The organism is Camelimonas sp. FR25, from assembly GCF_059740505.1.
This window is the reverse complement of sequence record NZ_JCAWFG010000035.1, coordinates 23,356-47,401: the sequence shown is the minus strand read 5'-3', so window position 1 is coordinate 47,401 and position 24,046 is coordinate 23,356. Positions and strand designations below refer to the sequence as shown.

The 24,046-nt window shown below is 66.6% G+C and carries 18 protein-coding genes and 1 tRNA gene; 9 read left to right on the top strand and 10 right to left on the bottom strand.

What is annotated here, in order from left to right:
* Window positions 1–196: 196 nt before the first annotated feature.
* From hemH to AC6A67_RS04315, 3 genes are all read left to right on the top strand, one after another.
* Window positions 197–1,261, top strand: a complete 1,065-nt coding sequence (hemH, locus tag AC6A67_RS04325) for a ferrochelatase (RefSeq protein WP_498035364.1) — start codon at window positions 197–199, stop codon at window positions 1,259–1,261.
* A gap of 610 nt (window positions 1,262–1,871) precedes the next feature.
* On the top strand, window positions 1,872–2,855 hold the full coding sequence (locus AC6A67_RS04320; protein ID WP_498035322.1) for an SPFH domain-containing protein: 984 nt from the start codon (window positions 1,872–1,874) through the stop codon (window positions 2,853–2,855).
* Between the two features lie 195 nt (window positions 2,856–3,050).
* Entirely contained in the window at window positions 3,051–3,524 is a 474-nt protein-coding gene (locus tag AC6A67_RS04315; protein ID WP_498035321.1) for an NfeD family protein, read from the top strand.
* 127 nt (window positions 3,525–3,651) lie between these two features.
* Here the strand turns inward: AC6A67_RS04315 and AC6A67_RS04310 are convergent, their stop codons facing one another.
* The gene (locus AC6A67_RS04310; RefSeq protein WP_498035320.1) at window positions 3,652–4,707 is read right to left on the bottom strand and encodes a KpsF/GutQ family sugar-phosphate isomerase; all 1,056 of its coding nucleotides are present in this window, start codon (window positions 4,705–4,707) and stop codon (window positions 3,652–3,654) included.
* 252 nt (window positions 4,708–4,959) lie between these two features.
* Complete coding sequence (locus AC6A67_RS04305) at window positions 4,960–5,838, bottom strand: UTP--glucose-1-phosphate uridylyltransferase (RefSeq protein WP_498035319.1); 879 nt, start codon at window positions 5,836–5,838, stop codon at window positions 4,960–4,962.
* Window positions 5,839–6,416: 578 nt separating this feature from the next.
* Here AC6A67_RS04305 and AC6A67_RS04300 point away from each other — a divergent pair.
* Window positions 6,417–7,586 carry a DUF459 domain-containing protein gene (locus AC6A67_RS04300; protein ID WP_498035318.1) on the top strand — a complete coding sequence of 390 codons (1,170 nt, stop codon included), beginning with the start codon at window positions 6,417–6,419 and terminating at the stop codon, window positions 7,584–7,586.
* 266 nt (window positions 7,587–7,852) lie between these two features.
* Here the strand turns inward: AC6A67_RS04300 and AC6A67_RS04295 are convergent, their stop codons facing one another.
* From AC6A67_RS04295 to AC6A67_RS04285, 3 genes are all read right to left on the bottom strand, one after another.
* Window positions 7,853–9,268 carry a glutamate synthase subunit beta gene (locus AC6A67_RS04295; protein WP_498035317.1) on the bottom strand — a complete coding sequence of 472 codons (1,416 nt, stop codon included), beginning with the start codon at window positions 9,266–9,268 and terminating at the stop codon, window positions 7,853–7,855.
* A gap of 213 nt (window positions 9,269–9,481) precedes the next feature.
* A complete protein-coding gene (gltB, locus tag AC6A67_RS04290) occupies window positions 9,482–14,254 on the bottom strand; it encodes a glutamate synthase large subunit (protein ID WP_498035316.1) in 4,773 nt (1,590 codons plus the stop codon).
* 597 nt (window positions 14,255–14,851) lie between these two features.
* Window positions 14,852–15,322, bottom strand: a complete 471-nt coding sequence (locus AC6A67_RS04285; RefSeq protein ID WP_498035315.1) for an Hsp20 family protein — start codon at window positions 15,320–15,322, stop codon at window positions 14,852–14,854.
* A gap of 200 nt (window positions 15,323–15,522) precedes the next feature.
* Between AC6A67_RS04285 and AC6A67_RS04280 the strand changes: the two genes are divergently transcribed.
* Window positions 15,523–16,521, top strand: coding sequence for an alpha/beta fold hydrolase (locus AC6A67_RS04280; protein WP_498035363.1), 999 nt, complete (start codon window positions 15,523–15,525; stop codon window positions 16,519–16,521).
* Between the two features lie 212 nt (window positions 16,522–16,733).
* Here the strand turns inward: AC6A67_RS04280 and AC6A67_RS04275 are convergent, their stop codons facing one another.
* From AC6A67_RS04275 to AC6A67_RS04265, 3 genes are all read right to left on the bottom strand, one after another.
* Window positions 16,734–17,171 carry an HIT family protein gene (locus AC6A67_RS04275; protein WP_498035314.1) on the bottom strand — a complete coding sequence of 146 codons (438 nt, stop codon included), beginning with the start codon at window positions 17,169–17,171 and terminating at the stop codon, window positions 16,734–16,736.
* Between the two features lie 49 nt (window positions 17,172–17,220).
* On the bottom strand, window positions 17,221–18,009 hold the full coding sequence (gene hisN, locus AC6A67_RS04270; protein ID WP_498035313.1) for a histidinol-phosphatase: 789 nt from the start codon (window positions 18,007–18,009) through the stop codon (window positions 17,221–17,223).
* 232 nt (window positions 18,010–18,241) lie between these two features.
* A complete protein-coding gene (locus AC6A67_RS04265; protein WP_498035312.1) occupies window positions 18,242–19,132 on the bottom strand; it encodes an N-formylglutamate amidohydrolase in 891 nt (296 codons plus the stop codon).
* Window positions 19,133–19,533: 401 nt separating this feature from the next.
* Here AC6A67_RS04265 and cpdR point away from each other — a divergent pair, with 401 nt between their 5' ends.
* From cpdR to AC6A67_RS04245, 4 genes are all read left to right on the top strand, one after another.
* A complete protein-coding gene (gene cpdR / locus AC6A67_RS04260; RefSeq protein WP_498035362.1) occupies window positions 19,534–19,896 on the top strand; it encodes a cell cycle two-component system response regulator CpdR in 363 nt (120 codons plus the stop codon).
* A 299-nt stretch (window positions 19,897–20,195) separates the two neighbouring features.
* Window positions 20,196–20,270: transfer RNA gene (locus AC6A67_RS04255), tRNA-Val, on the top strand.
* A gap of 147 nt (window positions 20,271–20,417) precedes the next feature.
* The gene (gene ykgO, locus AC6A67_RS04250; protein ID WP_132007802.1) at window positions 20,418–20,543 is read left to right on the top strand and encodes a type B 50S ribosomal protein L36; all 126 of its coding nucleotides are present in this window, start codon (window positions 20,418–20,420) and stop codon (window positions 20,541–20,543) included.
* Window positions 20,544–20,749: 206 nt separating this feature from the next.
* Window positions 20,750–21,451 (top strand): tetratricopeptide repeat protein, encoded by a 702-nt coding sequence (locus tag AC6A67_RS04245; protein WP_498035311.1) that lies wholly within the window; start codon window positions 20,750–20,752, stop codon window positions 21,449–21,451.
* Window positions 21,452–21,645: 194 nt separating this feature from the next.
* Here AC6A67_RS04245 and pyk read toward each other — a convergent pair whose 3' ends face one another.
* The gene (pyk, locus tag AC6A67_RS04240; RefSeq protein ID WP_498035310.1) at window positions 21,646–23,094 is read right to left on the bottom strand and encodes a pyruvate kinase; all 1,449 of its coding nucleotides are present in this window, start codon (window positions 23,092–23,094) and stop codon (window positions 21,646–21,648) included.
* On the bottom strand, window positions 23,091–23,489 hold the full coding sequence (locus AC6A67_RS04235) for a DUF1036 domain-containing protein (protein ID WP_498035309.1): 399 nt from the start codon (window positions 23,487–23,489) through the stop codon (window positions 23,091–23,093). The genes pyk and AC6A67_RS04235 overlap by 4 nt, the downstream gene beginning before the upstream one ends.
* Between the last annotated feature and the right edge of the window lie 557 nt (window positions 23,490–24,046).

The window sequence follows — 24,046 nt, the reverse complement described above, 5'->3', positions numbered from 1 at the left end:
TGACGCCGCCGCAGGGCCTTGCGCGCCGCAGGACTTGCGCACGGCACGCCCAGCCAACGCAGGCGCACGGCGCCGCACAATGATCCAACCCGTCGCTTTATGCGTTACGGGAGAAGCCGTCCGCGTCTGGCCCCTGCGGCCAGGCGCGGCGCCAACAGCCGTTCCGCATCATCCGGAACGGGGAACAGGGATGCCGATGACCCGCGCGACCTCCGCGAACGCTCTCCACAACGGCGCGTCGCACCTGCCTCCGGACCATCCGCGCGTCAACAGCGGCCGCATTGGCGTGCTGTTGATGAATCTGGGTACGCCGGAGGGCACGGACTATTGGTCGATGCGCCGTTACCTCAAGGAGTTTCTGTCCGACCGCCGGGTGATTGAGGTCCCGCGCCTGATCTGGTGGCCGCTGCTCAATCTGGTGATCCTGACCAAGCGTCCGTCCGCCAAGGGCAAGGATTACGCCTCGATTTGGAACCATGAGCGCAACGAGAGCCCGCTCAAGACCATCACCCGCGCCCAGACCGAGCAACTGGCAGAGATGCTGGGCAAGGTCGATGAGCGCATCGTCGTCGACTGGGCCATGCGCTATGGCCTGCCATCCGTCGAGGACCGGGTGAAGGCGCTGCAGCAGCAGGGCTGCGACCGAATCCTGATGGTGCCGCTCTATCCGCAATACGCCGCCGCCACCACGGCGACCGCCATGGACCAGGCGTTTCGCGCGCTGATGAAAATGCGCTGGCAGCCGACCATTCGCTCGGTTTCGCCCTATTACAACGACCCGGCCTATATTGAGGCGGTGACCACGTCGCTGAAGGGCCATCTGGCGCAGCTCGATTTCGAGCCGGAGGTGATCCTCACCTCATTCCACGGCATGCCCAAGGAATATCTGCTCAAGGGCGACCCCTATTATTGCCAGTGCCACGCCACCTGGCGGCTGATGCGCGAGGCCATGGGTCTGCCGGAAGAGCGCTTCCGCATGAGCTTCCAGTCGCTGTTCGGCAAGGACGAATGGCTGCGCCCCTACACCGACGAAACCATCATCGAGATGGCCAAAAGCGGCGTGAAGCGCCTCGCCGTGGTGACGCCGGGCTTCTCCGCCGATTGCCTTGAGACGCTTGAGGAGATCGGCGTTGAGAACGCCGAATATTTCCACGAGCACGGCGGTGAGCATTACGCCGCCATTCCCTGCCTCAACGATACCGCCGAGAACGGCGAGATGCTGCAAAAGATTGTGCTGCGCGAGTTGCAGGGCTGGATCTGAGACGCTGGCCTCACGACGCCACTGTCAGCGTGATCCGGTTCATTGATTGACGAATTATCGGCCACCCGGCGTCTGGCGACGTCGGGTGGTCTGGCTTTGTGCCTTCGCCGCGCCAGGCGACGCCTGCCGCTTGCTCCGTGCCTGCGTCCTGCTTTCCGCCGCTCTTGCGGTAGCCATGTCTGCGCGCCGCGCCGTCCTGAATTGGCTCCATCGGGCGCCGCCCAGCCTGCGCCAGTTTTCACTGCGCCACTTCTGCCTGCGCCACCTGCGCCCGCCAGCCGCCGCGATATCGCCGTTCGGGGATCGGCGCACACTTAAGCTTATGCAATATCACAACATCTTGAGCTAAAATCCCCTGGCGTCCCGCCCCGCGTGGTTGCAGCGCGGCGTCGTGGCGGGCAAGCACAGGCGGTCTGATCGTCGCGCTGCGCGGCTTTGAGAGCGGCGCATGGCGGCGCCCGTGCGTCTCTACAGGCCGTGCGTCTCTGCAGGTCGGGCGTCGCGGGCTGCCGCTGTGGCGTCGGGCGGCGACGACAGGATGTGTGTTACGGTCAGCCGCAGCCATGGCGAGGCGCGCGGCGTCGCGGCAGAGAGAAAAGCGGGAGCGCAAATGGGTACCGATCTGATGCTGTCCGGCGTCAACATCTTCATCATCGTGCTGGTGGCGGTGGTGATCCTCACCATCATCGCCGGCGTTCGCACGGTGCCGCAGGGTTATGCCTATACGGTCGAGCGCTTCGGTCGCTATGCGCGCACGCTCGGGCCAGGCCTCGGCCTGATCGTGCCCTTCGTCGAGCGCATCGGCCATCGCATGAACATGATGGAGCAGGTGCTGGACATTCCAGGCCAGGAGGCCATCACCCGCGACAACGCCGGCGTCAGCATTGATGCGGTGGCGTTTTTCCAGGTGCTGGACGCGCCGCGCGCCGCCTATGAGGTGTCGAACCTGCCCGTCGCCTTGCTGACGCTGACCATGACCAATATCCGCACGGTTGTGGGCTCGATGGACCTCGACGAATTGCTGTCGCATCGCGACGAGATCAATGAGCGGCTGCTCAGGGTGATGGATCAGGCCGCCGCGCCATGGGGCGTCAAGGTCACGCGCATCGAGATCAAGGACATCCAGCCGCCGCCGTCGATCGCCGACGCCATGACCCGGCAGATGCGGGCGGAGCGTGAAAAGCGCGCCAATATCCTGGAGGCCGAAGGCCTGCGTCAGGCGGCGATCCTGCGCGCCGAGGGTGAAAAGCAGGCGGAAATCCTCGCCTCCGAAGGCCGCCGCGAGGCCGCTTTCCGTGACGCCGAGGCCCGCGAACGCCAGGCCGAGGCCGAGGCCAGGGCCACCAGCATGGTCTCCGCCGCCATCGCCTCCGGCGACCCGGCGGCCGTCAACTTCCTCGTCGCTGAAAAATACATCGAGGCGTTCAAGGTGCTGGCCCAGTCGCCAAACCAGAAGATCATTGTCACGCCCTATGATTCCGCCGGGCTGATCGGCGCCGTGGCCGGCATCGCCGAAATCTCGAAGCAGGCGTTTGGCGACAGCGGCCCGAACCCGGCGCCGCGTCGCAATCCGGTGACCACGCCACACGTCTGATACCAGGATGCGAAGATGCTGACGCATCCGCATCCTGCAATGCTCAGGCGCCGCACGGGCTTGGCCAGAACCCGATGATTCACGCTCATCGGGTTCTGGTATGATGTTCAGGCGTCTGGCTGGTCATGGCGGGTGAGGTTCAGCGCAACAGCGGCGCCTGGGCGAGGGCGTCTGGCTCAAGGATGGAGCATCTGGATGGGCGGATTACAGACGAGCTGGGTGCTGCTGATCGGCGGCCTCGTGCTGATGGGCCTCGAGGTGCTGTCGCCTGGCGTTTATCTGCTGTGGTTTGGCCTCGCCGCCCTGCTGGCGGGCGGCCTGTCAGCCTGGCTCGACCTCAGCTGGGAGGTGGCGCTGGTGGCGTTCTGCGGCTTCAGCATCGTCACCGTGCTGGTCGGGCGCTGGCTGACGCGCACCGCCTTCGAGCGCGATGACGCCCAGGCCGTGGTGCTCAATCGCCGCGCCAGCGCCCTGCTCGGGCGGGTGGCGCCACTGCATGAGCCGATCGCCAATGGCCAGGGCGCGGTGCGGATCGATGACACGGTGTGGCGGGTCTATGGGGCCGACGCCCCCCAGGGCGCGGTGGTGCGGCTGACCGCCGTGCAGGGCATCGGCTTCGCCGTGACGCCCGCGGAGCATGCGGCGGAGCCGTCCGCCGAGCAGCGCTAGGGCACGGTCCGGTCACTCAGGACCGGCGCAATTCCCAGTTTCATGGTGGGGGCCGAACGCTGAGTGAAAAGCGCCAGATGGGCGCCAAGGGTTGTTACGCCGACGGCCACGGCGTGGCCTCGCCGCCTCAGGCGGCGCCAGCGCGCAGCAGATCGAGGTAATGCACCAGGCCGGCGATGGCGCCGTCTTCCACCACCACCAGCGCCGTCACCTTGCTGCGTTCCTGCAACTCAAGCGCGCTGGCCAGCAGCGTGTCCGGCGAGACCGTGCGCGGATTGCGCGACATCACCTGGGTGACCGGCGTAAGGCCGATATCCGGGCGGAAATGCCGGCGCAGATCGCCGTCAGTGATAATGCCGGCCAGCTTGCCCGCCGCATTCTCCACCAGCACACAGCCAAAGCCCTTGCTGGAGATTTCGGCGATAGCGTCGTTCATCAGCGCGTCGTCGCGGATCACCGGCAGCAGCGCGCCGGTATGCATGATCTCGCGCACATGCCGGAGCTGGGCGCCCAGCTTGCCGCCGGGATGGAAGACGCGGAAATCCTGGCGGGAGAAGCTGCGGCTCTCGAGCAGGGCGATGGCCAGGGCGTCGCCCACCACCATCTGCAGCGTGGTCGACGACGTCGGGGCCATGCCATTCGGGCAGGCTTCCTCGACCACCGGAAGGGCCAACGCCACATCGGCCTGGCCGCCCAGCGTCGAGCCAGCCCGCGAGGTCAGGGCGATCAGCGGAATACGGAACCGGCGCGAATAGGCGATGATGTCAGACAGCTCGGTAGTCTCGCCAGACCAGGACATGGCCAGAATCACGTCATCGGGCTGGATCATGCCGAGATCGCCGTGGCTGGCCTCAGCCGGGTGGACGAAATAGGCCGGGGTGCCGGTGGAGGCCATGGTGGCGGCGATCTTGCGCCCGACATGGCCAGATTTGCCCATGCCGGTGATAATCAGCCGGCCACGGCTGGCGCTGATCAAGGCCACCGCCGCAGCAAACGGCGCCCCCAACCCATTGGCGAAGGCCTCAGCCAGCGCATCGAGGCCAGCCCACTCCGTCGCCACGGTGCGCAGGGCGGAGGCGATCGCGCCGTCGGCGGCGTCGGCCCCAAACCCGGCCTGCTGTTCGGCCCGCGTATCGGGGCCCTGGGCGGCTGGGGACGGGGTCGTCGGGGTCGTGGCGGTCATGGGGCTCGTCTGTCTCGGTCTGCTCTGGCGCCGGTAAGTGGCGCAGGTCCCTGTGGCCATCGTCGCCCGTGCGGCTGGCGCGGCCGCCCCTAAATAGTCTCACCGGCCCCTGGACGCAAACGCCGCCGCTCCCTGGAGAAGCGACGGCGACATTGAAGAGCGGGTCACAAGCGGCAGCCGCGCCTCAGGCCTGAGGCCATGCGTTGGCGCAATGGGTGGTCAGCCGCAGCGGCCGCCTGATGTAACCGTCGCTCAGCGTTTGGCCAGCAACTGGGTCAACTCGGCCCGGAACTGTTCGCCCAGATCCTTGCGCGACAAGGCGTAGGAGACATTGGCCATCAGGAAGCCGAGCTTGGAGCCGCAATCGTGGATCTCGCCGTCGAAACGGGTGGCGTAGAACGCATCGTTCTTCGACAGCTGGATCATGCTGTCGGTCAGCTGGATCTCGCCGCCCGCCCCGCGCTCCTGCTTGGCGAGCAGGTCAAAAATCTCCGGCTGCAGGATGTAGCGGCCCGAAATGGCGAGGTTCGACGGCTGCGTGCCGGCCTTCGGCTTCTCGACCATCTGGGTGATCGGATAGACGCCGTCGCGCTCCGGCTCAACGCCGACGATGCCATATTGATTGGCCTGGTCTTCCGGCACCTCATAGACCGAGATGATGTTGCCGCCGACCTTGTCATAGGCGGCGCGCATGTCGGCGAGGCAGGCGGTGTCGCCAAAGTGCAGCATGTCAGGGAGCACCAGCGCGAAGGGTTCGTCGCCGACGATCTCGCGGGCGCACCACACCGCATGGCCAAGGCCGAGCGGGGCCTGCTGGCGGGTGAAGCTGGTCTGGCCGGCGCCTGGCAGTTCCGCCAGCAATTGCTCCAGCTCCTTCACCTTGCCGCGTTCGGCCAGGGTGCGCTCCAGCTCAAACTGGTTGTCGAAATGATCCTCGATCACGCCCTTGTTGCGGCCGGTGACGAAGATGAAATGCTCGATGCCAGCGGCGCGCGCCTCGTCCACGGCGTGCTGGATCACCGGTCGATCCACGACAGTCAGCATCTCCTTGGGCATTGCCTTGGTGGCGGGGAGGAAGCGGGTGCCGAGGCCAGCGACCGGGAACACGGCTTTGCGGATCGGTTTAGGCATGAAAAATCCTGGTTACGTCCCTGGGATGTCATGGTGACGGGGCCGGTTGTGACCAATGTCAGCTTAGCAACGGCCTTATGGGAATTGCAGCACTCTTTTTGCGATACGCACCGGCCTGTGGCGCGCCGCAGCGTATTTGTTTCGCGTTGCGCCGGGCTGCACAGGCACAGACCGCAGCGGCGCCTGTCAGCCTATTGTCAGATGAGGTGTGACCAATCCGTGACGCAGGCGTGGCGGTGCCGGGTTTCTCCCGCCAAATTGCCAGCGCGGCGGCGCCGTGACGCTACCGGGCGGGCCAGCTATACTGGTTGTGCAGCGCGCGACGCCGTTCGCATGGGCCGCATCACAAATGTGCGCGGCGCGGCGCCGGAGGGGCGCCAGGGGAGCAGGGTTTGCGAGACACCGCGCCATACCCGTCGCAGAGAGCGCCAATAGCAGGCGCCCGGTCGCCGTCGCGTCGATCTGGCTGGCGACGGGGCGCGCAGATGATTGCGCTGGCCTGCGCCTTGTGGCTTGCCCCGATGCCCAACCCGCCAGCTCCGCGCGATGCGACGACGCCAGCAGGCGCATTCTGGCCCTTGTCCTGGTCATGGCTGGGGACATCCGCGCTGGCCCTCGACAATGATCTGCGCCGGCCAATGTTCAGCGCGCCGAGCGGGGCGCGGCGGGCGCCGCAAGGCGCCCCGGACCCGCGCTACCGCCGCGCGCCGGTGTACCAGCCGGCGCCGCGGGGCTTCTTCGAAAGCCTGTTTGGCGCGCCACAACGCCCGCAATACCAGCCAGGTTATCGCCCCGCGCCGCAGCGTCAGCAGCGCCCGCCGCCGAAGCGCGTGCAACGCAAGCCGCCCGTGGCCGCGCCGCGCGCCGTCGTCGAGAAAACCGAGTTCGTTTACTTGCTATGGCCAGCAGGCGGACGCCTCGCCGAGGGGCTGGAGGAGATTTTCGCCAGCCGTCCTGCGGTCGAGGTGCGCCGCGCCGCCGCGCCCGCCGTTGACGAGGCCCGCGCCGCCGCCCTGCTGGCGCCGCTCCCGACGCCGTTGGCCCGGGCCGGGCGGGAGGCGATGCTGGTGATTGAGGCGCGGCCGGCATGGATGGCGCTTGCCCCGCAGGAGCTGCAGACGCTGCTGGATGGCGTCAGCGCCGCCGCGGCCCAGCGTGGCGGCGCCGTTGTCTGGGTCGGTCTGCCGCCGGCCGTCAACGCCGCCAGCGCCGACCAGATCACCCGGCTCAACGCCGCGCTCAAGGCGGCGGCGCAGAAGCAGGGCGATGGCTATGTCGACGCCTGGGCGGCGTTTGCCGGCGACAGCGGCGGTTTCGCCGCCTTCGGGCCATCGGTGACCGGCGAACAGGTGCGGTTGCGCGAGGACGCTGATGGCGCGCTGACCCGGGCGGGGGCGCGCAAGCTGGCGCATTTCATCGCCACCGAGATCCGCCGGTTGCAGAACCAGCGCATGGAACAGCGCCCGGCGCTGCCCTCGGTGGCGGATCCGTTCGCCCTGCCGGGGCCGCAGTCGCCACGGGACGCGCCCGCCGCGGTGGCGGCCCGGCCTGCGCCGCCGCCGGTCGGGCCGGTGTTGCCGCTTAACCGGGTGTGGGTCGAGGCCCAGGGCAATCTGCTGCCGCTGGCGTCAGCGCCAGCCAGTGAGTCCGGGACAGCCGAGCAGGATGCCGCCGCCCAACCACCGCAAGGGCGCGCCGATGATTTCCGCTGGCCACGACGGCAGGCGACCCAGTCCCAGGCCCAGTAACTCCGTTTCGACCGGCAAGGCCCACACCAGGTCGCAAAACTGCTGACGCTTCCGCGGCCAGAAAGGCGCGATGCCGACGCTCGGCGCAACATTTGGCGATGCGCCATGCGCGTGGCCGGGCGCCATCAGACGCGAGAAAAGGCGCGGAGGAGGCCCGCGCCTTTCGTAGCTTTATCGCGTTGGCTATCTCACGCGCCCCGATGCACTGCGCCCTGGATGCCCTGTTCAGGGCGACCAGACGCGCGCATGTGCCAGGCGCACCAGGATCAGCGCGGCAAGTCGCTCGCGCCCATCAGGAACTCATCGATCGAGCGGGCGGCCTGGCGGCCCTCACGAATGGCCCAGACCACCAGCGACTGGCCGCGACGCATATCGCCCGCCGCAAAGACCTTTTCTTTCGAGGTCTTGTAGCTAAAGGTGTTGGCCGCGACATTGCCGCGGGGGTCGAAATCGACGCCGAGGCTGTCGAGCATGCCCTCGTGCACCGGCTGGGTGAAGCCCATGGCCAGCAGCACCAGATCAGCCTTGAGCTCAAAGTCCGTGCCGTCGACGGCCTTGAAATCCGGGCCGACGCGCACGCACTTCACCGACTTCACCGCGCCATTCTTGCCGACGAACTCTGTGGAGTTGACGGCGAACTCGCGCTCCGAACCCTCTTCATGGCTGGAGGAGGTGCGCAGCTTCAGCGGCCAGTCCGGCCAGGTCAGCAGCTTGTTTTCCTTCACCGGCGGCTGCGGCATGATTTCCAGCTGCGTCACCGACAGGGCGCCCTGGCGCACCGAGGTGCCGATGCAGTCGGAGCCGGTGTCGCCGCCGCCGATCACCACCACATGCTTGCCGGTGGCGAGGATTGGCTTTGCGCCGCTGTTCTCGCCCGAAACGCGGCGGTTCTGCTGCGGCAGGAACTCCATGGCGAAATGCACGCCAGCGAGGTCACGACCGGGGATCGGCAGGTCGCGCGGCTTCTCCGCGCCGCCGGTCAGCAGCACGGCGTCATGGCCGTTGACGATGTCGTCCATCTGCACGTCGACGCCTATATTGACGCCATAGTGGAAGGTCACGCCTTCGGCTTCCATCTGGGCGACGCGGCGGTCGATCAGATGCTTCTCCATCTTGAAGTCAGGAATGCCATAGCGCAGCAGGCCGCCGGCGCGGGCGTTCTTTTCGAACAGATGCACATCATGGCCGGCGCGGGCCAGCTGCTGGGCGGCGGCCATGCCGGCCGGACCTGCGCCAATCACGGCGATACGCTTGCCAGTCTTCTTCGCGGCGGGGGCGGGATGGATCAGACCCTTCTGCCAGCCGCGATCAACAATGGCGCATTCGATCGACTTGATGTTCACCGGGGCGTCGATGAGGTTCAGCGTGCACGAGGCTTCGCAGGGGGCGGGGCAAATGCGGCCGGTGAACTCCGGGAAATTGTTGGTGCTGTGCAGGTTGCGCAGCGCCTCTTCCCAGCTGTCATTGTAGACGAGGTCGTTCCAGTCCGGGATCTGGTTATTGACCGGGCAGCCGTTGTGACAGAACGGGATGCCGCAATCCATGCAGCGCGCCGCCTGGTCACGGATGCCCTGCTCGCCCAGCGGAATGATGAACTCATTGTAGTGGCGGATACGATCGGAGGCAGGCCGGTACTTGCGGTCCTGCCGGTCGATTTCGAGAAAGCCGGTAACCTTGCCCATCGTCTGCGTTAGCCTTATGCGGGCGGCCCCCTTCGCGCTGGCGCGAATAACCGCTTGATCCTGATCGGCGCGCCGCCCGGTCCCTGCGTCCGGAGGGCTGCGCCTGGGAGAACGGACCGGCGCGCCCCGCGCGCCGTGCCTGTCCCGCCCGACGATTTGTCCTGACCGCGTTGCGGTCAGGCGTGGGCGTCAGACGCCCGTGCTGTCATGCGCTTATTCAGCTGCGACCGGACGCCGGGACTTCTCCAGCTCCTGAAGGGCGCGACGGTACTCAACCGGCATCACCTTGACGAACTTCGGCAGATAGTCGGCCCAGTTGTCGAGGATCTGCTTCGCCCGGCCCGAGCCGGTGTAGCGCAGATGGTCAGCGATCAGCTGGCGCAGGCGCTCGGCGTCCTGGCTCGACATATTGGCCAGCACGTCAATGCGGCCCTTGAAGTCGAGGTCGCCTGCCTGGTGCTGATGCTCGCGCATCAGGTCCTCTTCCTCGGTCACTGGCTCAAGGTCGACCATGGAGAGGTTGCAGCGGCTGGCGAAATCGCCGCTCTCGTCGAGCACATAAGCGATGCCGCCCGACATGCCCGCCGCGAAGTTGCGGCCGGTCTGGCCAATCACCACCACGACGCCGCCGGTCATGTATTCGCAACCGTGATCGCCAGTGCCTTCGACAACGCAGATCGCGCCGGAGTTACGGACGGCGAAACGCTCGCCCGCCACGCCGTGGAAGTAGCACTCGCCGGCGATCGCGCCATACATCACCGTGTTGCCGACGATGATCGACTTCTCGGGGACGATGCCGGAATTGGCCGGGGGACGCACGATGATGCGGCCGCCCGACAGGCCCTTACCGACATAGTCATTGGCTTCGCCGGTCAGGTCGAGGGTGACGCCGGACGCCAGCCAGGCGCCGAAGGCCTGGCCAGAGGTGCCGGTGAGCCGCACGTGAATGGTGTCGTCCGGCAGGCCGGCATGGCCATAACGCTTGGCCACTTCACCCGACAGCATGGCGCCGGTGGAGCGATCGTAATTGTGCGCCTCAACCGCGATTTCCACCCGCTCGCCACGCTCCAGCGCGGGGGCTGCGGCGGCGATCAGCTTGCGATCGAGCACCGCCTCCAGATGGTGGTCTTGGACCTGGTTATGGAAGATCGCTTCGGGACCATCGGCCTCCGGCTTGTGGAACAGCTTGCCGAAATCGAGGCCACGGGACTTCCAGTGCTCGTCCACCCGGCGACGGTCCAGCATGTGCAGTTGGCCGACCATCTCATCCATGGTGCGGTAGCCCAGGGCGGCCATCAGCTCACGCACTTCTTCGGCGACGAAGAAGAAGTAATTTATGACGTGCTCGGGCTGGCCAACGAAGCGCTTGCGCAGCACCGGGTCCTGGGTGGCGACGCCAACCGGGCAGGTGTTGAGGTGGCACTTGCGCATCATGATGCAGCCAGCGGCGATCAGCGGCGCGGTGGCGAAGCCGAACTCGTCGGCGCCGAGCAGGGCGCCGATGACCACGTCGCGACCGGTGCGCAGGCCACCGTCGACCTGCACGGCGACGCGGTTACGCAGCTTGTTGGCGACCAGCGTCTGGTGGGTCTCGGCGAGGCCGATTTCCCATGGCGAGCCGGTGTGCTTGATCGAGGTCAACGGCGAGGCGCCGGTGCCGCCCTCGAAGCCCGAGATGGTGATGTGGTCGGCGCGCGCCTTGGCGACGCCCGCGGCCACCGTGCCGACGCCGATTTCCGACACCAGCTTGACCGAGATGTCTGCCACCGGATTGACGTTCTTCAGGTCGTAGATCAGCTGGGCCAGATCTTCGATCGAATAGATGTCGTGGTGCGGTGGCGGCGAAATCAGGCCCACGCCCGGGGTCGAGTGGCGGCAGCGGGCGATGACCGCGTCCACCTTGTGACCGGGCAGCTGGCCGCCTTCGCCGGGCTTGGCGCCCTGGGCCATCTTGATCTGGATCATGTCGGCGTTGACCAGATATTCAGTGGTCACGCCAAAGCGGCCAGAGGCGACCTGCTTGATGGCCGAGCGCATGCTGTCGCCATTGGGCATCGGCAGGAAGCGGTCGGCTTCCTCGCCGCCTTCGCCGGTGTTCGACTTGCCGCCGATCCGGTTCATGGCGATGGCGAGGGTGGTGTGCGCCTCACGCGAGATCGAGCCATAGGACATGGCGCCGGTGGCGAAGCGGCGAACGATCGCCGACGCCGGCTCCACCTCATCCAGCGGCACGGGCTTGCGGCCGTCGTCTTCGGCGGTGCGAATGCCGAACAGGCCGCGGATGGTCAGCAGACGCTCGCCCTGCTCGTTGATGCGCTGGGCGAAGGCCCGGTACTTGTCCTGGGCGTTGCCGCGCACGGCGTGCTGCAGGTCGCGGACGCTGTCGGCGTCCCAGGCGTGGGCTTCGCCACGCATGCGCACGGCGTAATCGCCGCCCACATCAAGCGCGTTCAGATAGATCGGCGCATTGCCGAAGGCGTCGCGGTGACGGCGGGCCGTCTCCTGCGCCACCTCGGCGAGGCCAACGCCCTCGATCGGCGTGGCGGTGCCGGTGAAGTAGCGGTTGATGAATTCGCTCGACAGGCCGACGCCGTCGAAGATCTGCGCGCCGCAATAGGACTGGTAGGTCGAAATGCCCATCTTGGACATGACCTTGAGCAGACCCTTGCCGATCGACTTGATGAAGCGCTTGACGGCTTCCTTGCGATCGACCTCCGGCGGGAACTCGCCGCGGGCGTGCATGTCGAGAATGGTCTCGAACGCCAGATAAGGGTTGACCGCTTCGGCGCCATAGCCGGCGAGGCAGGCGAAATGGTGCACCTCGCGCGCTTCACCGGTCTCGACCACGAGGCCGACCGAGGTGCGCAGGCCCTTGCGGATCAGGTGATGATGCACGGCGGCGGTGGCCAGCAACGACGGGATCGGCATGCGATCCGGGCCAATCTGGCGATCCGACAGCACAACGATGTTGTAGCGGCCGCGCACGGCCTCTTCCGCCCGCTCGCACAGACGCTTCAGCGCCTCTTCCATCCCATCGGCGCCCTTGGCCGCCGGATAGGTGATGTCGAGGGTCTTGGTGTCGAACTGGTCTTCGATGGCGCCAATGTTGCGGATCTTCTCCAGATCCTCATTGGTCAGCACCGGCTGGCGCACTTCCAGACGCTTGAGGCGCGCGGTGCCCTCATGGTCGAGAATGTTCGGACGTGGGCCGATGAACGACACCAGGCTCATCACCAGCTCCTCGCGGATCGGGTCGATCGGCGGGTTGGTGACCTGGGCGAAGTTCTGCTTGAAATAATTGAACAGCGGACGCGGACGCGACGACAGCGGCGCAATCGGCGTGTCGGTGCCCATGGAGCCGATGGCCTCCTGGCCGGTGACGGCCATGGGGGAGAGCAGCAGCTTCAGGTCTTCCTGCGAATAGCCGAAGGCCTGCTGGCGATCGAGCAGCGCCACGTCGGCGCGCGGGGCGCGGGCTTCGACGGGCGGCAGGTCCTCGAGCACGATCTGGGTGCGCTCCAGCCATTCACGATAGTCGTGGCTGGTGGAGAGCTCCTTCTTGATCTCGTCGTCGGAGACGATGCGGCCCTTCTCGAGGTCGATGAGCAGCATGCGGCCTGGCTGCAGGCGCCACTTCTCAACGATGTCCTCTTCCGGGAAGGTCAGCACGCCCATTTCCGACGCCATGACGACGAGGCCGTCGCGGGTGACGAAATAGCGGGCCGGGCGCAGACCGTTACGGTCGAGCGTCGCGCCGATCTGGCGGCCATCGGTGAAGGCGATGGCGGCGGGGCCGTCCCACGGCTCCATCAATGCGGCGTGATACTCGTAGAAGTCGCGACGCTCCTCATCCATGAGCGGGTTGCCCGCCCAGGCTTCCGGGATCAGCATCATCATGGCGTGGGCCAGCGAATAGCCGCCACGCACGAGGAATTCGAGCGCGTTATCGAAGCAGGCGGTGTCCGACTGGCCCTCGTAAGATATCGGCCACAGCTTCGAGATGTCCTCGCCGAACAGCGGCGACGACACCGAGGCCTGACGGGCGGCCATCCAGTTGACGTTGCCGCGCACCGTGTTGATCTCGCCGTTGTGCGCCACCATGCGATAGGGGTGCGACAGCGACCAGGTCGGGAAGGTGTTGGTGGCGAAGCGCTGGTGCACGAGGGCGATGGCCGACTTCATGCGCGGATCGTTGAGATCCGTGTAATATTCGCCCAGCTGGTTGGACAGCAGCATGCCCTTGTAGATCAGGGTGCGCGACGACAGGCATACGACGTAATAGCCATCCATCCGCGGGTCATGCAGGTCATAAATGACGTTGGAAATGACCTTGCGCAGGATGTAGAGGCGGCGCTCGAACTCGTCGGCGCCCGCCTCACCGGCGGCGATGCCGTCGCCGCGGCCAATGAACAGCTGGCGATGCGCCGGCTCGGTCGGCAACACGCTGTAGCCGAGGCCGGAATTGTCGACCGGCACGTCGCGCCAGCCCAGCAGCACCAGGCCTTCAGCCGGGGTGCGCTCCGCCACCAGCGCCTCGATCTCGGCGCGGGCCGCCGGATCACGCGGCATAAAGATGTGGCCGACGGCGTAATCGCCAGCCGCCGGCAGGTCGACGCCAGCTTCCGGCGCCACTGCGGCGAAGAACTCATGCGGCATCTGCAGCAGCAGACCACAGCCGTCGCCGGCCTTGGGGTCCGCGCCGACGGCGCCGCGATGTTCGAGGTTCTTCAGGATCGACAGGCCATGCTGCACGATCTCGTGCGTTTTGTGATTGTGCATGCTGGCGACGAAACCAACGCCGCAGCTGTCATGCTCATTCGCAGGATCGTAAAGGCCGGCGGCCTTGGGGAAGCCAGGGTCCACGACGCGACGGGTCGTCAGCGCAGCCGCATCGGCGCTTTTGACGGCGCCGCGCGCAGGACCAGTCCCGGCGTGCAGGCTGGCGTTATCGTTGGTGCTGGCAAAACCGCCTTGATTGTCGCGCATGGTGTGCTGACCCTCGACATAAACTCATGCGCCGTCGCAGGACGGCGGATCGCGCCAGAATAATCCTGCAACGAAGACACGGCTGTGTCTCAAATACAGGCGGCAGTCATCGAGGGTCGGTCGCTCTGGCCTTGCGCCCGCTCCTCGCGGGCCCAACAATGGGATCAGGCCACGCGTGCGTCAGCGATCCGCTCGGTGCGGACGGTATGTTCCAGGCTTTTTCGCTCAGCTTCAATCATAGCTTCGCCACTCTGCCTCGCCAATGGGCGCCAGGCGCGCCCAAAAATGGACAGTAGCACTGTCCTAAACGCACTTTGGCAGATTTCCAGACTAGGCACAAGATAGATTGCGGTCAGAATGATCGCCCAACTTTTGTGCAATAAACATACAAAAGAGGCGCCCCAGAGCTGGGACGCCTCGACCTGAATTCAGTCTGCGCGGAACTTTGCCAGCAATGTCAATGGACAGGGCGTAATACCAAAGTGCGGTGAGCACGACTCATCGCGCTTTGGTCAAGCCCGTGCGGCGCCTGAGCAATCCAGGATGCGGATGCTTCAGCATCTTCGCATCCTAGTATAGGCCGCAGTCCTGAAGACCTTAGTGGGCCGGCTGGTTCTGGGTCAGTTCCTGCACATCCGACGGGCGGGTGGCGATGGGGATCTGCCGTGGCTTTTTCGCCTCGGGGATCTCGCGGACCAGCTCCACATGCAGCAGGCCGTTGTCCAGATGGGCGCCGGTCACCAGCACATGGTCGGCAACCTGGAACTTGCGCTCAAAGGCGCGGGCGGCGATGCCCTGGTGCAGATATTCGCGCTGGGCGTCTTCCGCCCTGGCGGGCTTGTCGCCGCGCACCGTAAGGGCGTTCTCTTTCAGCTCCAGCGACAGCTCATCGGGGCCAAAGCCGGCCACGGCGATGGTGATGCGATAGGCGTTTTCACCGGTGCGCTCGATATTATACGGCGGATAACCGGAGGGTCCCTCCACATTGGCGAGCTTGTCGAGCATGTTGAACACGCCGTCAAAACCAATGGTCGAACGGTAAAGGGGGGACAGATCGAAGTGACGCATGGCATATCCTCTTCAGAGCAACATGCAGTCCGCCTCCATTGAGCGCGGACCAGCCAGGATTACGCAGCCAGTTTGGCCTGCGTAGACCTGAGTTTGGTTGCCCATGACGACATTTCAAGGGTGGCCGCCGGCAAAAAATACGGCGTTGTGACCGGGCGGCTGGCATGGTCAGGCTGCGTGGGCAGGCGAGGGGGGCGGAGATGGAACGGGCCGACTGGCTGTTCGTCAGGACTGCGGACTACGGTTTGCCGCCAGGCGGCGAGCCGCTGAATGTGACCACTGCGGACGGGGTGAGGCTCCGCGCCGTGCGCTGGCCGGCGCGGCTCGCGGGATCGGCTGCCCGCGCGCCGAAGGGCTGCGTGCTGCTGATGCAGGGGCGGGCCGAGTTCATCGAAAAATACGCCGAGACCATTGACGATCTGCTGCAGCGCGGCTTTGCGGTGATCACCTTCGACTGGCGCGGCCAGGGGCTGTCCGACCGGGCGCTGCCCAATCGCTTCAAGGGCCATGTGCGGGATTTCAGCCAGTACCGGCTGGATCTCGACGCGGTGGTCAGCCAGGCGATTCCGGATTACTGGCCGCGGCCGCTGTTCGGGCTGGCCCATTCCATGGGCGGGGCCATCGTGCTCAGCGCGCTAGCGCGCGGCTTTACCAGCTTCGCCCGGGTGGCGCTGAGCGCGCCGATGGTCGACATCGTGCTGCCGCTGGGCGCGCGGTCGGCGCGCGCGCTGGCGCGCAGTCTGCGCCTCGCCGGCATGGGCGCGGCCTTTGTGCCTGGCGGTGGGGTCGGGTCGATCTCGGCGCGCCCGTTCGATGGGAATCCGCTGACCACCGATGCGGCGCGTTACGCCCGCAACGCCGCGCTGGTGCGCGCCGCAGCTGACGCCGATATCGCGGTGGCGATTGGCGATCCCACCGTCGGCTGGCTCGACGCTGCGTTTCGCTGCATGGCCGAGTTCACCCGGCCAGATTTTGGCCGCCGCATCGCCACGCCGGCGCTGATCCTCGCCGCCGGGGCCGACCGGGTGGTGTCGACGCCAGCCATCGAGCGGCTGGCGCTGCAGCTCAAGACCGGTCGCGCCATCGTGCTGCCAGGCGCCCGCCACGAATTGCTGATGGAACGTGACGAGACCCGCGCCGCCTTCTTCGCCGCCTTCGACGCCTTCATCCCCGGTAGCGCCGCTGAGTTTGTGGCCTGACGCCCGACTGCGGCGGCGCCGACGCTGCGGCGGCCTGACATGCTCTAGCGCCGCGCGGACCTGATGAGCCGCGATGCGCAGGATCACCGCCTGTATGCAGCAGCCGCCTCATACCAGGATGCGAAGATGCTGACGCATCCGCATCCTGAATTGCTCAGGCACCGCACGGGCTTGACCAAAGTGCGATGAGTCGTGCTCACCGCACTTTGGCATCAGCTCCCCTGCAGGGCTTCGCCAAGCTTCGCGCCTGTCGCCTCCAGCTCCTCAGGCGTGGCGCGTGGCGTCGGCCGGAAGGTCAGCTGTTCCTCGGCGATGTAGCGCCGCGAGGTCAGATCCGTCGGCTCATGCATCGGCACCACATGGGCGTGCACGTGCGGAACGTCGACGCCGGTGAACAGAAAGCCGACCCGTTCGACGCCATACAGCCGCTTCTGCGCCCGGGCGATCTTCTGCCCCATGGCGACCACTTCGGCGGCGAGCGTCTCCGGCATGTCGTCGAAGAAGCGATGATGCTCCCGCGGCACGATCAGCGTGTGCCCCTCGCGCACCGGCTGGATGTCGAGAAAGGCCACAAGGTTGTCGCTCTCGCAGACGATGCGGGCGGGAATGGCGCCAGAGGTGATGGCGCAGAACAGGCAGCCGCTAGTCAAAGTTTCTTCCCAGGGAGTTGGAGGTTATGGTCGAAGGGCAGGCTGCGCCTCAGCCGACGTCGGCGAGCAGGCGCATGGCCTCGGCGTGCACGGCGGGGTCGCCGGCGGCGATGATGCGGCCGCCCTGGGTGGCGGGCGCGCCGGTCCAGGTGGTGACGACGCCGCCAGCGCCCTCGATAATCGGGATCAGCGGGGCGATGTCGCAGGGCTTGAGCCCGGCCTCGACCACCAGATCGATATGGCCCGCCGCCAGCATGCAATAGGCGTAGCAATCAGCGCCGTAGCGGGTGACCCGGCTGGCGCGCTGCACCCGGCCATAGGCCTCGGCCTCGGCCTCGCTGAACAGATGCGGCGAGGTGGAGGCCAGCGTCGCCGTCGCCAGGCTGGCGCAGCGCCGGGTGCGAATGATCCTGGTGTCCGCGCCGCGCTGGTAACGCGACTGGCCGCAATCGCCATAAAACCGCTCGCCGATAAACGGCTGGCTCATCATGCCATACACCGGCTGGCCATGGCGCTTCAGGCCAATCAGCGTGCCCCACAGCGGCAGGCCGCTGATGAACGCCGCCGTGCCGTCAATCGGGTCGAGCACCCAGACGAACTCGGCGGAGGCGCCCTCATCGCCATATTCCTCGCCCTCAATGCCGTGGGCGGGAAAGGCGCGGCGAATGCGGGCGCGCATGGCGGCCTCTGCGGCGCGATCCGCCTCGGTCACCGGGTCGAACGCCCCTGGGCCCGCCTTGTTCTCCATGGTCATGGAGGAGCGGAAGAAGGGCGCGACGGCGCGGGCGGAAATATCAGCCAAATCGTTGACAAAGCTGGCGAAGTCGATGGCTGTCACGGTTTGCTCTCTCTCACGGGCGTGCGGCGGGCGTGCGGACTTGCCGCCGCCAGGGCCATGCGCGCCCTTGCGCTCATGCCCGCTGCAGCGCCGCGCGGCCCGACTGTCATGCCCCATCCATGCCATATCGTCGGCGTCATGGCGATGACACTGCGCCCCAGACTGACGCCCCAGACTGGCGTCCCAGACTGGCGCCCCAGACAGGCGCTGCCGACAGGTGGCGCGGCGGCAGCTATTCGGCGGCGAGGCGACGGGCCGGCGTCAGCATATCCAAAGCGGCGAAGAAGCTGGCGAACACCTCGGTGAGGTCGGCGGCGAAATCTGCATAGCCATCCGAGGGGATGATCTGGTCCTCGTCCATATAGATGGCGCGATTGATCTCGATCTGCACGGCGTGGCGCCCGGCGAGGGGGGCGCCGTAATGCTCGGTGATAAAGCCGCCGGCATAAGGCGCGTTGCGCGACACCCGATAGCCGGCGGACTGAAAGCGCAATTCGAGAAAATCCACCACCGCTGCGGCGCAACTGGAGCCATAGCGGTCGCCGAGCACGATGTCGGGGGTGGCGCCGAAGCGGCGCGGCGTGCTGCTGGAGGGCATGGAATGGCAGTCGACCAGCACCACGGCGCCGAACTGGCGCTGGGTGCGGTTGATCAGCCGGCGCAGGGCGCTGTGATAGGGCTTGTAGAGGGTGTCGATGCGGTGCAGGGCCGCCTCAAGCGGCAGGCGGTCGGGCCAGATTTCCTGGCCTTCGGCGACAATGCGCGGGATGGCCCCGAGGCCGCCGATGACCCGGGCTGAGCGGGTATTGGCCCATTTTGGCAATGGTCCAGCGAACAGTTTGGGATCAAGTTCCCAAGGCTCGCGGTTCAGGTCCAGCCAGGCGCGGGGGAAATTCGCCGCCAGCATCGGCGCGCCGAGCGCCACCGCCGGCGCGATGAGCAGATCGACGAAGGCGTCTTCGGAGCGCCGCAACTCAAGCGGCGTCAGTCGTGTGTGGGTGAGAAACTCGTCGGGATAGGTTCTTCCCGAGTGTGGCGAATTGAGCACTACCGGGACCGACTGAATGAGGGGTTCGGTCAGGGTGAATGGCGGGTCAAAACGCGGCTCGGTCATTGTCAGCATGCGTTATGGTCCCCAACCCCTGAGGCTGCGCCTGCGGGCGTGGCGCGCGATCGAAACCGGATCCTGCCCACGCCGTAGCCGTCACGTCCTGCCTTGCGCGCGCGCCGTTTGCCGCCTTGCGCGCGCGCCGTTTCATGGTGGGCGCGGGCATCGTCACAAGGCTGGCGTGCGCGGGTCGTTAGTGGACGCCAGATGCGAAACGATGTCCAGTCCGGCGGAGTTCCGCGCGATCGCGTCGCGCAAGTCGGCCCTGCGGCCGCTCCTGAGATCCGCCGCAACCGCTTCAGGCGCAGGGTTCAGGGCGGCGCATGTCGGCCCAGCCCAGGCTTCGCCGGATTCACGGCTTCTTTACGGCGTTGTGGTTAAAACGCTGACAGACAATGGGCGAATTGCTGATCGCGATGATGAACAAAATCCTGCTTGCTGAAGACGATGACGATATGCGTCGCTTCCTGGTCAAGGCGTTAGAGAACGCCGGCTATGACGTGGCGTCGTTCGACAATGGTCTGTCGGCCTACAACCGGTTGCGCGAGGAGCCATTCGAGCTTCTGCTCACCGATATCGTCATGCCGGAGATGGATGGCATTGAGCTGGCGCGCCGCGCCACCGAGCTCGATCCTGACCTCAAGGTGATGTTCATCACCGGCTTTGCTGCGGTGGCGCTCAATGCGGATTCGCAGGCGCCGCGCGATGCGCGCGTGCTGTCGAAGCCGTTCCATCTGCGCGAACTGGTCGCTGAAGTGGAAAAAATGCTGGCGGCCTGAGCCGTTACCTGCCCGGCGCAATCCCGTCAGGCGGGGCGGCGACCACAGGGCGTGGGGCAGGGCGCGGGGCAGGCGCGGACGGCGACATCCAGTTTCCCCCAGCCAAACTGAAGTTATCAACACAAGGGGAGTTGCCAGCGGCGTGGGGGCAAGTTATTACCCCGCTCACTTACGGAGCGCCCGGCTCCATAGGCCTCCAGACGGCGAAGCGCTTCACGGCGATCCAGCCAGACGGTGATAAAAATTCCTTTCCGCAGGGTTGAATTGCTTCAGCTTTTGAGGCAGACAACGGCGGAAATGGGCGCGTAGCTCAGCGGGAGAGCACTACGTTGACATCGTAGGGGTCACAGGTTCGATCCCTGTCGCGCCCACCATTTCATTGAAACGCCGTCGCGCCGCAACCGGTCGACGGGCGTTTTGAACCCCAACAGTCGTGGGTCGCAGTCGAGGCGCAAAGCGCGTCTTCTGTGGCGCGCGCCACCCGGCGAGACGGTTGCGTCGCGTCATAGAGGAACCGGAACATGAAGGTCCGCAATTCTCTGAAGGCTCTTCTCGGCCGCCATCGCGACAACCAGCTGGTTCGTCGCAAGGGCCGCGTCTTCATCATCAACAAGACCCAGAAGCGCTACAAGGCGCGTCAGGGCTGAGGAAGTCGCCTTACGGCGATGTCTGAAGATCAAAACACCCGCGCTCCGGCGCGGGTGTTTTGTTTTGGGCGGGACGCACGCCCACCCGTCGGCGGCGTTGCGTCCGGCCCATACCCGCGCCTGACGCGTCAGAGCGCAATCTGCGCAAACGCAAGCGGTTGAACGCAGACGTTTGATCATGCGCGAAATGCTCTAGAATGCCGCCCATGGCCAATCTGCTGCGGCGCCGCGTCGCCAACTCACTGAAGCAATGCATTACAGATGCGGCGCGTCCGACAGGCGCCGCGCTGGCGCTGTGCATTTTCGCGGCGTCTGCGGGCGCTGCCGCTGACGCTGCCAAGGACGCCGGCGCCCTTCCCAGGCCGCCCGTCGCCGCAAGCCCACAGCCGCAGGCCGATGCGGCGCGCGCAGGCGCAGCGCAGGGGCAGGGTGATACCCTGGACATTCTGTTCGGCCGGCTCGCCGCCGCGCGCGATGAGGCGGAAGGCGAGGGCGCGGCGCGGCGGATCGAGGAGCAATGGGCCCGTTCCGGCAGCCCAACCGCAGACCTGCTGGCGCGCCGCGCCGCAGCCGCCGCCATGGTGGGCGACACGGCGCTGGGCGTTGAGCTGATCGACCGGGTGATCGCCATCAGGCCGGCCTGGGCCGAGGCGTGGAAGCGCCGGGCCATCCTGTTCAGCCAGATGGGGGATGATGAGCGGGCGGCCACTGACTTGCGCAAGGCCCTGCAACTGGAGCCGCGCAATTATCCGGCGCTGGCGGCGCTGGGCGCCCTGTTCCTGCGCCGCGACGACAGCCGCAACGCCCTGCGCGTCTGGCGCAAGGCGCTGGAGATCAACCCGTGGCAGGCAGACGTCAAGGAGCAGGTGACGCGGCTCGCTCCGGATGTGGATGGCCGCGACCTGTAGCGCGCCTTATGGCGCCCAACCTGGCGAGCTGTCGCCCGCTTTGACCCCGTGCGCTTCGGCGCCGATTGAGGTTGGTCCCTGGCGCAGCGTCATGCCCGGGCCGCGCCGCTGCTGACGCGGCCACGAGCTGCACAGCTCTGGCGCCGCCCGGCATTGCTCGTGACCCGATCAGCCATGCTCACCAGGGTTTGGCCTTACGCTGCGCCCTTGCCGGTTGAGCTGACAAAGGCCATGCGCAGCATGTTGGTGGCGCCTGGCGAACCGAAGGGCACGCCGGCGACGATCAGCACCCGGTCGGCCGGGGCGGCGAAGCCTGCGGCGCAGGCAATCTGGCAGGCCCGTTCGGTCATGTCGTCGACGTCATGGGCGTCTTCCGTCACCACCGCATGAATGCCCCAGGCCACCGCCAGCCGGCGCGCCGTGGTCTCACGCGGCGTAAGGGCGATCATCGGCGTCTGCGGTCGCTCGCGCGAGATGCGCAGGCCTGTGGCGCCCGAGGCGGTCCAGGCCACGATGGTGCGAATGTCCACCGTCTCCGAAATGGTGCGGGCGGCGGCGGCGATGGCGTCAGCGCCAGTGGACTCCGGCTGGGTGCGCTGGGCGGTGATGATGGTGCGAAAGTTGTTGTCGCCCTCCACCTGCCGGCCAATGCGGTCCATGGTCGACACCGCCTCCACCGGGAACTGCCCGGCGGCGCTCTCGGCCGACAGCATCACCGCGTCAGCGCCCTCAAACACCGCCGTGGCGACGTCAGAGACTTCAGCGCGGGTCGGCACTGGCGACGAGATCATCGATTCCAGCATCTGCGTCGCCACCACCACGGGCTTGCCGAGGCGGCGGCCCATGCGGGTGATCTGCTTCTGGATGCCCGGCACCTGTTCGAGCGGCATCTCGACGCCGAGATCGCCACGCGCCACCATGACGCCGTCGGCCAGCTCGAAGATCTCTTCCAGCCGCGTCACGGCCTGCGGCTTCTCAATCTTGGCCATCACCAGCGCGCGGCCGCGCGCCGTTTTCTTGACGTCGGCGACATCTTCGGGGCGCTGCACGAAGGACACGGCGATCCAGTCGACGCCGCAATCCAGCGCCGCCTCCAGATCGGAATGGTCCTTGGCGGTCAGGGCCGACACCGGAATGGTGGTGTCCGGCAGGCTGACGCCCTTGCGGTTCGAGGCGGCGCCTGGCACCAGCACGCTGGTCTCCACAGCGATGCGCGCTCCGTCACGGCTGACGCCGGTCACCACCAGCTCGACCTTGCCGTCGTCGACCAGGATGCGATGGCCGACATCCAGCGCCTCAAGAATTTCCGGATGCGGCAGCTTCACGCGATCGATTGTGCCTGGGGCGTCGTCATTGTCGAGGGTGAAGCGGGCGCCCCTGTCGAGCATCACCCGGTCGCCGGCGAAGACACCGAGGCGCAACTTCGGCCCCTGCAGGTCGGCGAGAATGCCGATGGGGCGGCCCACGGTCTTTTCGACCGCGCGAATGTCAGCGACGCGCTCGCGCAGCGCCTCACGCGTGGTGTGGCTCATATTGATGCGGAACATGTCCGCGCCGGCGCGGAACAGCGCCTCCATCCGTTCGGGCGTAGAGGAAGCCGGGCCCAGGGTGGCGACAATCTTGACCCGTCGCAAACGTCTCATCGTGTAATCTCCGGCGTCCTGGGCGTGTCGGTCAGCTGGATGGTCCAGCTCTTCTGTTCACCGGTGTCGACCTCGAAAAAGCCGTTGCGGTCGAAGCCCCGCGCGAGGCAGTTCTCGACGCCGCGCACGGAGAATTCGCGGTCCCTGGTGCACATGAAGGCCTTGCCAGACCATTCGCCGCCGCGGTCATAATCAACGGCATAGATATAGTAAAAACGGGCGGCGAGGGAGCCGCGCAGCAAGGTTTCGCATCCCTTGGACGGAAGGTTCCACCACCCTTCGGTGATCCACCCCTGGGGATCGCGATAGCCCAAAGCCACACCGACACGGCTGCCCGTCATGTTGCACATGCGCAGGTCAGCCCGCGCCTCGGTCGCGCCCAGGGCCAGCGTCACCGTTCCTCCCAGCAACGCCAGGCACAAGGCCAGCCGTGCGCGCCTCTGCGCCGGTCGACCAGGTGAACTTTTGGACGGCATGCTGGCTAACTCCTGCAATATTTATGGCGCGGCATGCGCACGGTTTGATGACGGCGTCCAGGCATGGCGCACATCGGGCGGCCCCGCTCACGCGCCAAACGGCGTGCGACCACGGGTTGCCCCTCCACGACACGCCCTCCATGATACGCCTTCCACGACACGCCCTCCATGACACGCCCTTGAGGACATGCTTTCCCGGACATGCTCCCCAGGACTTGCCCTCGAGGACTTGCCTTCCAGGATTTGCCCTCCAGGATTTGGCGCCGTCATCATCTGCAGCGAGGCATGCCCGGCGCGGGCGGCGAATCTGTGGCAGACGCGGCGTTTTGGCGGCAGTCCCCAGCGTGGCGCCGCGTAACCCGCGCTGCGACTGCGCCGCCCTTGGCGCCATAGGTCTGGAATGACCCTGGACCGATCTCCTGCGCCGGTTTGCTGCGCCTGCGGCCTGAAGGCTATCGAATCGCGTCACGGCATCA

Coding starts and splice junctions, on each gene's coding strand:
- hemH (WP_498035364.1), top strand. CDS start 197: ATGACCCGCGCGACCTCCGCGAACGCTCTCCACAACGGCGCGTCGCAC.
- AC6A67_RS04320 (WP_498035322.1), top strand. CDS start 1,872: ATGGGTACCGATCTGATGCTGTCCGGCGTCAACATCTTCATCATCGTG.
- AC6A67_RS04315 (WP_498035321.1), top strand. CDS start 3,051: ATGGGCGGATTACAGACGAGCTGGGTGCTGCTGATCGGCGGCCTCGTG.
- AC6A67_RS04310 (WP_498035320.1), bottom strand. CDS start 4,707: ATGACCGCCACGACCCCGACGACCCCGTCCCCAGCCGCCCAGGGCCCC.
- AC6A67_RS04305 (WP_498035319.1), bottom strand. CDS start 5,838: ATGCCTAAACCGATCCGCAAAGCCGTGTTCCCGGTCGCTGGCCTCGGC.
- AC6A67_RS04295 (WP_498035317.1), bottom strand. CDS start 9,268: ATGGGCAAGGTTACCGGCTTTCTCGAAATCGACCGGCAGGACCGCAAG.
- gltB (WP_498035316.1), bottom strand. CDS start 14,254: ATGCGCGACAATCAAGGCGGTTTTGCCAGCACCAACGATAACGCCAGC.
- AC6A67_RS04285 (WP_498035315.1), bottom strand. CDS start 15,322: ATGCGTCACTTCGATCTGTCCCCCCTTTACCGTTCGACCATTGGTTTT.
- AC6A67_RS04280 (WP_498035363.1), top strand. CDS start 15,523: ATGGAACGGGCCGACTGGCTGTTCGTCAGGACTGCGGACTACGGTTTG.
- AC6A67_RS04265 (WP_498035312.1), bottom strand. CDS start 19,132: ATGCTGACAATGACCGAGCCGCGTTTTGACCCGCCATTCACCCTGACC.
- cpdR (WP_498035362.1), top strand. CDS start 19,534: ATGATGAACAAAATCCTGCTTGCTGAAGACGATGACGATATGCGTCGC.
- ykgO (WP_132007802.1), top strand. CDS start 20,418: ATGAAGGTCCGCAATTCTCTGAAGGCTCTTCTCGGCCGCCATCGCGAC.
- AC6A67_RS04245 (WP_498035311.1), top strand. CDS start 20,750: ATGGCCAATCTGCTGCGGCGCCGCGTCGCCAACTCACTGAAGCAATGC.
- pyk (WP_498035310.1), bottom strand. CDS start 23,094: ATGAGACGTTTGCGACGGGTCAAGATTGTCGCCACCCTGGGCCCGGCT.